This window comes from Microcystis sp. LE19-41.2A (genome assembly GCF_027530405.1).
Lineage (GTDB): Bacteria > Cyanobacteriota > Cyanobacteriia > Cyanobacteriales > Microcystaceae > Microcystis > Microcystis aeruginosa.
On the sequence record NZ_JAPZQJ010000076.1, the window covers coordinates 1 to 5,294 of the forward strand.

Here is a 5,294-nt window from a genome sequence, read left to right on the forward strand (position 1 = left end):
TACCAAGCGATGTACTACAAGAAGGATAATGCAAGGTTTTTGAACGTCCCAATCCTATTTTCGCAGCATGAACATCGGACTTTAACAGGTCAAAAGCTTTATTTTAAAAGGGTTTTACCATTATTCAGCAAACCCTAAATATTAGTACAAAAGCTCAGACTTTCCCCTCTCCCATGCAGTCCTACTATCCCTCGGCCATTAAGCGCAATAATTCGTCAGTGGATAGCTTGCCGCTGGCGTCGGTTCCCTCCAATAAACTATCGGCGAGATCGCGTTTATGGTGGTGCAGATCGACAATTTTTTCCTCGATCGTATCCTTGGCCACTAAGCGATAAATCGTCACCGGACGTTTTTGGCCGATGCGGTGAGCGCGATCGGAAGCCTGATCCTCCACTGCGGGATTCCACCAGGGATCAAGATGGATAACATAATCGGCCGCGGTGAGATTTAATCCTGTCCCCCCAGCTTTTAAACTAATTAAAAATACGTCCCCTTCCCCCGCTTGAAAGGCTTTCACCTGTTTCTGCCGATCGCCAGCAGGGGTACTACCATCGAGGTATTGATATTTTATCTGTCTTTGCTCGAGATAACTGCGGACAATCGCTAAATGATCGACAAATTGACTAAATACCAACGCTTTATGCTGATTGTCCAATAAATCATCCAGAATTTCCCCGAAACGGGACAATTTCGAGCCGGCTAAATCCAAATCTGGAGCCACTAACTGCGGGTGACAGCAGGCCCGGCGTAATTTCATGATCTCTGCCAGTACCTGGAGATGTTTTGCCCCAGCGGTGCTGTCACTCTCGCTTAATTTCTCCAAAGCACGCCGCCGTAAGGCCTCGTAAAACGCCTTCTCCTCGACGCTTAACTCGATCGGGACTAAAATCTCGGTACGCGGCGGTAATTCCGCCAGAACTTGGTTTTTGGTGCGCCGGAGAAGGAAAGGCCGCACCAGTTTTTTTAACTGTTCGCGAGCGGTTTTATCGCCGTATTTTTCGATCGGGGTGGCGAAACGGCGATCAAAACTTTCCAAGGAACCCAACAATCCGGGGTTAATAAAACGGAAAAGATTCCATAATTCCCCTAAATGATTCTCGATCGGTGTTCCCGTGGTGATTAGTTTAAAATCCCCCCGCAGATTCATCGCTGCTTTCGATCGCTTGGTGGAGAAATTCTTAATCGCTTGGGCCTCATCGAGAACGATTGTCCGCCATTCCACCCCGGCCAACATGGTAGCCACTTCTTCCTGCTGTAATAACCCATAGCTACACACCAACAGATCAAAAGGTTGCAGTCGATCGAGTAGTGCTTGCCGATCGCCTGTTCCCAATTGGATGATATTTAAGGTGGGTGCGAACCTTTCCGCCTCACTAATCCAGTTCAAACATACTGAAGTAGGGGCGATCGCTAAAGTCGGTCCCTCCGAGGCGCGGGTAAGGATCACTGCTAGGGCCTGTAAAGTTTTCCCTAATCCCATATCATCGGCCAAACAGGCCCCAGCCCCCCACCGGGCCAGCCTAGCTAACCAGCGAAAGCCTTCCAATTGATAGTCGCGCAATTCTGCCTGTAGAGTTGAGGGGACTTCTGGAGTAAAATCCTGACTCTCCTGAAAGCGTTGTAAATTATCGCGCCAACGTTTATCGGCCTTGAGTTGTCCCACTTCCTCGCTGAGTTCCGAGAGCATCGGGGCAGCGAAGGGATGAAACCGCAAACCGTCGCCGGACTTTTCCGAGAAAGCGCGCATTTCCTGTAACCGTTCCCGAAATGCCTCGGTTAGGGCGAGAAATTGACCATCTCCGAGGGGAATAAACCGCCCCGGCGATCCCTCTAGCAGTTTCATCAACTCCTGCATACTCAGCACCGATTTCTCCTCTAGGTGCAGTTCCCCACTGACGGCAAACCAATCCCGTTGACTGTGGATATTTAGGTGTAGGTCTTGTAATCGAAGCTGACGCGACACCCGCCATTTTTCCCCTTCCGGCCATTCCACAAGGACGCTATCGTTTAATTCCCGCAATTCCAGCAGTAGATCTAGACAATCCTCTGGATTTTCTAGCCGCCATTCCCCATTTTCTTCCTCGAAACTGATCAGGATCGGACAAGAATCGATCGCCGTTTGTGCCAGTTTTTTCTCCAGGGCCAAATCCCTAGTTGTTTGCAGCCGTTCCCCCTCGATCTCGGCGATCACTGTTTCCCCCCCTTTTCCAGGCTGGAAATAGGGACCGGCTGCCCCAAAAGGACGGCTGAGAACCGCCACTTTTAGACCCTCCCCAGCCGGTAAGAGATGAATCCGGGGTTGACTATCGGCCGCCACTGACCGGGCTGCTTTTCCTCCGCCGATATCGGAATGTACTGTCACCATCCCGGAGAGGGAATTGATCGCGGCCAGCACTTTTTCCCGGCCCTTGTCGGGGACTTCTAGGCGGTTGCTTTTGCCGATAATGTCGGCGATGCTTCGGTGTTCTGGCTTGACTTCGATTACCTTAACGCGAGTGGGGGTTTCTTTCCAAATCAGCACTTCTTGGTGATCGCTGAGATCGGGCAGTAAAGAGAGGATTAATTTACCCGATTTTTCCTTACTTACTCGCAATTCCGGTTCCCCGGCGACGATTTCTACCCGCGTTCTGGGGGAATCTTCCCAAAACACCAGGGGATGACCGATCAGTTCGATAATGGCCCGGTACTCAAAGTGATACTCGTTCTGGCCATAGTAACTGGATTCCACGAAGATATGGGCGCAAATTTTCAGGTCTTGCGGGGTTAAATAGTCAATTTCCCCGGTTTTTCGCAGACGTTTCAGGGAGACGGGACGGCCACGACTCCAATTACCCCGCGCGTCGAGTTTCTGTTCTTTTGGTTGCAGGAAATAATCCTCGGAATGGATAGTGAGAAACCACGCAAGGCGGACGACGGGGTTAGATTTACCCGGGGTTGGTGTTGGCGCGCACAGATTAGTCAAGGCATTCAGGCACAGTTGCCAAGCTTCTTGGGGTTCGATCGCATCTACTAGGGGGGAAGGGAGATGCCATTTTATAACCACCTCCGCTTCCGGCGCTCGATCGAGTCGGGACAGTAGGGCCCCGGTTTCTAGGGCTAACCAATGGTAGCCGGCCGCCTTGGCATCTTTGTAGAGGGGCAAGAGTAGGCGGGGCAGATGTTTTTTAGCGATGTCGCTGCTCATCCAGTAGAGACAGATACTACAGATAAGAGTCTCTAGACCCTGGCCCATTTGGTAGGGATTGATCGTCGCGTCGATGATTGCGTCTTTGGCCTGCATATCTCCCTGACGGGCAGCGATGATTTTTTCCAGACGGGCATAGATAGGGCGGAAAGGATGATCGTTTTGACGCGCCACCCAACTGGTATAGCTGGCGGCTTCGGCGAGACGTTCGGGGGTTCCTTCTTTGAGGAGGGCGAAAATAAAGGAGAAGCCGCTAATCGAAGAAAAATAGATTTTTTGTTTTCCTTTGGCTTTTTTTAGGGCTTTAAGGGCGAAGGTATATTCTTGGATCGCTTTGCTGTTTTCCCCGCCTAGAAAGGCAATCCAACCCCGTATCGCCCCGATTTCTGCTGCTTGGCTTTCCGGGAAGGGGCGATCGAGATACCGACGCACCTTATCGTATTGTCCTCGGATGATCGCCTGTTCGAGCCACAAATGGGCTTCGGAAACACTGGTCTGGTCTTGACAGAGTTCTTCTAGGAGGGAAAAAGCCCCATCGGCGCGAGTTATTTTTTCAAAAGCCTTGACAAGAATGCTATTTAGTGCTAGGGCTTGAAATTTGGTCGGTTGCGTCCGTAACCAATCCCCATCGAAGGGGTTATCGTAGATGAGGATGAGAAGGTCTTCTAGGCTGGTTTTTGAGGAAGAATAGCTGGTTTTCTGATAATCGGCGATTTGTTGTTCGATCGAGTCGAAATCCTGACGATAGATGGCCAGACGTATTTCTCGGATTAATTGCTCTTGTCCCTGAAAAACTAGGCTTTCATCCCAACGAGTCCGGGGTTGCGCCAGTTTTGCCTTGATAATCTCGGCAAAACGCTTGAATTCTCCCTTACTAACGCTATCACGGCTGGCAATCTCGACGAGGAGGGGATGACAGCGCGGCCCGTAGCCTTTGTCCTGGGTGATCACTTCCGCTTCTAGGAGGATATCTAAATGGGATTTCAGGGTTTGGCCGTTAAATCGCCGGTTGTTCTCGTCGCGGTAATGAGCTTGATTTAAACAGTCTAGAAAAGTGCTGCGGGCGATCGGTTCATAGATTAGGGAAAAAAGACGGACGATCACCTGATCGAGTGCCGATAATTGTTGGTAGCGTTCGATGAGTTGGCGGCGTATTTGCTCGATATCTTTCATATTCGGTTATATTCGCTGATAATCCTAATCTTTTTGCGGGGATATGACTGCAATTTATGGACGGGTTTCCAAAAAAGGTTCGATATCGATCGGGAACCAATCCCCGTCTAATACCTGTTGGAGAGTGAATATAGACTCTAGGGGAATCGCATTTTTATCGACTATCCGTGCGTTAATCAGGGATTTTCTGGCGGTTAAATAGGCTTTTTCCCAAGAATCGCGGGCATGGTTGACGAGGGTGGCACTATCTATTTTTTGTTCTAATTGCGCTCGGAAAGCCGCGATCTCCACTATCCAGTGACGGGCATTCCGTTCTTTTTCCGATTCCCAATAGGATAGTTTGAGCAAGTGTTCGATTAAAACGGTTAATAAACTCGTTATTGCCTGTCTCTCGCTTTTTCCCATGCACTCTACTTCCTCGATCAGGTTTTCCCAGTCCACCCTGTCAAACTCTTTTCGCTTTAACAGTTGGGCGGTTTTTTCTGTCCAGAGAACAAAATCTTCTTCGTAGAGAGCGGTCATCATAGATTTCTCATCCCGACTGGGAGCGCGGGGTAATGGCTCGATTATAACTCTCGATCGCTATCCTCGATCAGCTTCTAGTCTGGGGAATTTTTGCCAAGTTAGAGATTTATTCACTAGCACAAGTTGTTCTTTTTATCAAGAAAACTTTTTCTTTTTAACAAAAGTACACAAACATTTTGATCAACCTTATTGGCGATGTTATTTTGGGACTAGAGGGGAAAGATAACGTCGCTGCTAGAATTTAATTTTCAGACAAATAACCTCAGAGTATAAATTATGACCTTTACACCAGCTATTGATCCAGATATTGAATACCCCGACAGTGACGGTAAACCCATGGCCGATAATACCGAACAATACGAATGGATCGTGAAAATCAAAGAAAATCTTGAGATTCTTTTTGCCACTTCTC

Annotated in this window: 2 protein-coding genes and 1 pseudogene; 1 reads left to right on the plus strand and 2 read right to left on the minus strand. The window is 49.0% G+C overall.

Annotated features, from left to right (window positions below; all coding sequences use genetic code 11):
* Positions 1 to 184 precede the first annotated feature (184 nt).
* Complete coding sequence (locus tag O9290_RS03230) at positions 185 to 4,357, minus strand: DEAD/DEAH box helicase (protein WP_288056902.1); 4,173 nt, start codon at positions 4,355 to 4,357, stop codon at positions 185 to 187.
* Positions 4,358 to 4,411: 54 nt separating this feature from the next.
* A complete protein-coding gene (locus tag O9290_RS03235; RefSeq protein WP_002761788.1) occupies positions 4,412 to 4,882 on the minus strand; it encodes a DUF29 domain-containing protein in 471 nt (156 codons plus the stop codon).
* A 276-nt stretch (positions 4,883 to 5,158) separates the two neighbouring features.
* Here O9290_RS03235 and O9290_RS03240 point away from each other — a divergent pair.
* Positions 5,159 to 5,294 (plus strand): annotated as a pseudogene (locus O9290_RS03240) (Uma2 family endonuclease); the annotation flags it as partial.